The sequence below is a fragment of the Acidiphilium sp. JA12-A1 genome, from assembly GCF_000724705.2.
GTDB lineage: Bacteria > Pseudomonadota > Alphaproteobacteria > Acetobacterales > Acetobacteraceae > Acidiphilium > Acidiphilium multivorum.
In genome coordinates this window covers 1-2,468 of sequence record NZ_JFHO01000170.1, presented here as the reverse complement: position 1 = coordinate 2,468, position 2,468 = coordinate 1, and the positions used below count along the sequence as shown (strand labels likewise).

Genomic DNA, 2,468 nt, shown 5'->3' with positions numbered 1-2,468 from the left:
CGCGCCGGGCCGATGCGGAAGCCGTGGCGCTCGACSAAGGGCCGCTGGTCGGACGGGCCGAGGCGGCGGCGCGGGGTGAGGGCGCGGCGGGTGCCGGCGCGGTCGACCAGGGTGAGGCGCGGCACCCGGCCAGGGGCGCGGGATGGGCGACCCAGCCCTCGATCCCCTGCCCCGCCGGCATGGCGATGCCGTCGTGATGGCGGATCGCGGCGAGGTCGGGCGCGCCGAGCAGATTCGCGCCGTCCGGACCGTCGCCGACGCGCCGGCCCTCGGCGATGCCGCGCCAGCCGGCGAACCCGGCGGCGCGGGCGATGGCGGTGGCGAGGGTTTCGAACCGGCCGCCATCGTCGAGCGCCGGCGGAACCTCGTGGCGGGCGAGGAGTTCGGCGAGAGCGGCGGCGGCCTCGTCATGCGCGCCGGCGGCATGGCGCAGGCGGGCGAGCGCGATCCAGGCCCCGGCATGGTCGAAGCGGGTGGCGATGTCGGCGAGGGCGGCGGCGGCCTCGGGATCGCCGGTCGCGGCGCGCAGGAGGGCGCGCTCGTAACGCGGGCGGCCGTCATCCGGCGCGAGGCGGCAGACGCGGTCGAGCCAGAACGCCGCCTCCGCCGGATCGCCGGCGGCGATGGCGAGGCGGGCGCGGCGCCAGGCGTCCACCGCCTCGTCGTTGCGGCGGTCGCGCACGCGCGCGAAGGCGGCGTCAGTCCCCGGCGGCACGGCTGGCGGCGGGTTCCGGCCCGGCGGCAAGGTCTACAAGGTCGGACCGCGCCTCCTCGACGCCCTGGGCGAGGGCGCGGCGGAGCCAGGTTTCGGCCTCCGCCGGTTCGGGCGGGCCGGCCAGCCCCTTGCGCAGCCAGCGGCCGAGCATGAGCTGGGCGAGCGGGTGGTTCGCCTCGGCGGCGCGGCGATACCAGTGCAGCGCCGCCGCACGGTCGACCGGAATGTCGTGCCCGCCGCCATGCAGGGCGCCGAGGGCGAACATGGCGCCGGGATGGCCGGTTTCGGCGACGCGGAGAAAGAGGTCGCGCGCGCCCGCATGGTCGCGCGCGGTGCCGCGGCCATGCAGCTTCATCTCGGCCTGGAGCGCCAGGGCGTCGGTCATGCCGGTGTCGGCGGCGCGGCTGATCCAGCCATAGGCGGCCTCGGGATCGGCGGGAACGCCCCTGCCCTCCAGCAGCATGCGGCCATACCAGTACTGCGCGTTGACGATGTTTTCGGCGGCACGGCGCAGCCACATCGCCCCCTTCGCCTCGTCGCGCGCGACGCCGATGCCCTCGGTGAGGCAGACGGCGTAGTTGAAGGCGCCGATCGCGTCGCCGGAGCCCGCCGCGCGCTCGAACCATTCGTGGATCGGCAGGCCATCGACCGAGGCGCTGCGGACCTGGCGGTGGAGGATGAGGTTGGCGAGGTTGGCCTGGGCGGCGGCATCGCCCCCGCTGGCGGCGCGGGCGAGCCAGCGCGCCGCCTCGTCGGCATCGCGCACGACGCCGGCGCCGGTGAGGTAGAGCATGCCGAGGGCGCGGGCGGCGGTGCGGTGGCCGGCCTCGGCTGCGGTGCGGAACCAGATCGCCGCCTCGGCGTAGTTCGGCGGCAGGTCGCCGCCGCGGGCGTAGAGATCGCCGACCAGGGCGGCGGCCTCGGGATCGCCGGCGACGGCGGCGCGGCGGAGCCAGGATTCGCCCTCGACCGGGTCCGGCGCGCAGCCGCTGCCGGCGAGCAGCATGGCGCCGAGCTTCGCCTGGGCGTTGCGGATGCCGTGGATCGCCGCCTTGCGGTAGTGCATCAGGGCGCGCGACGGATCGGGCAGGACGCCGACCGCCTGCTCGTGGATGACGCCGAGCAGGAAATGCGCGGTGGGCAGGCCGGCCTCGGCGGCGCGCTCGATCGGGGCCATCGCCTCGATCGTCTTTTCCGCCGTGTCGGCGCGGGACATCAGCAGCATGCCGAGGCCGAGATGGCCCTGCGGCCAGTCCTGCGCGGCGGATTTGCGGTACCAGTCGAGCGCGGCGTCGCGGTCGAGAATGCCCTCGGGGCCGTTGGCGAGGATGAAGCCGAGCAGGGACTGGCCGTCCGCCGAGCCGGAGTCCGCCGCCTTGCGGGCCCAGGCCAGGGCCGCCGGATAGTCGGCGCCGGGGGCGTCATCGGCGGCCCAGTGATCGTCCGGGAACAGGCCGGGGCCGGACGCGGCGGCGCGCAGCCCCTGCAGGTGCAGGCTGGCGAGGCGGCACTGGCTCGGCACGTGGCCGGCCTCGGCCGCGGCGCGGAACCAGCGCGCGGCCTCGGCCGGGTTACGCGGGAACAGGGTGCCGGCGAGATAGGCGTGCGCCACCTCGTTCTGCGCCTCGACAAGGCCGGCGGCGGCGGCGACGCTGTAGAGCCGCGCCGCCCGCGCCCGCGCGCCGGCGGCGGCGAGGCGCCGCGCCCGGCGGAGGGCCCTGGGCGGCGAAAGCGCCGCCAGATGGTCCAGCAG

Annotated in this window: 1 protein-coding gene and 1 pseudogene; both read right to left on the bottom strand. The window is 77.1% G+C overall.

From position 1 onward, the window contains the following. Positions 1-715: pseudogene (locus tag RT91_RS18970) on the bottom strand (hypothetical protein); the annotation flags it as partial. After that, on the bottom strand, positions 699-2,468 hold a 1,770-nt coding region (locus tag RT91_RS18965), incomplete at its 5' end, for a tetratricopeptide repeat protein (RefSeq protein WP_240314364.1). The pseudogene RT91_RS18970 and the gene RT91_RS18965, both read right to left, overlap by 17 nt.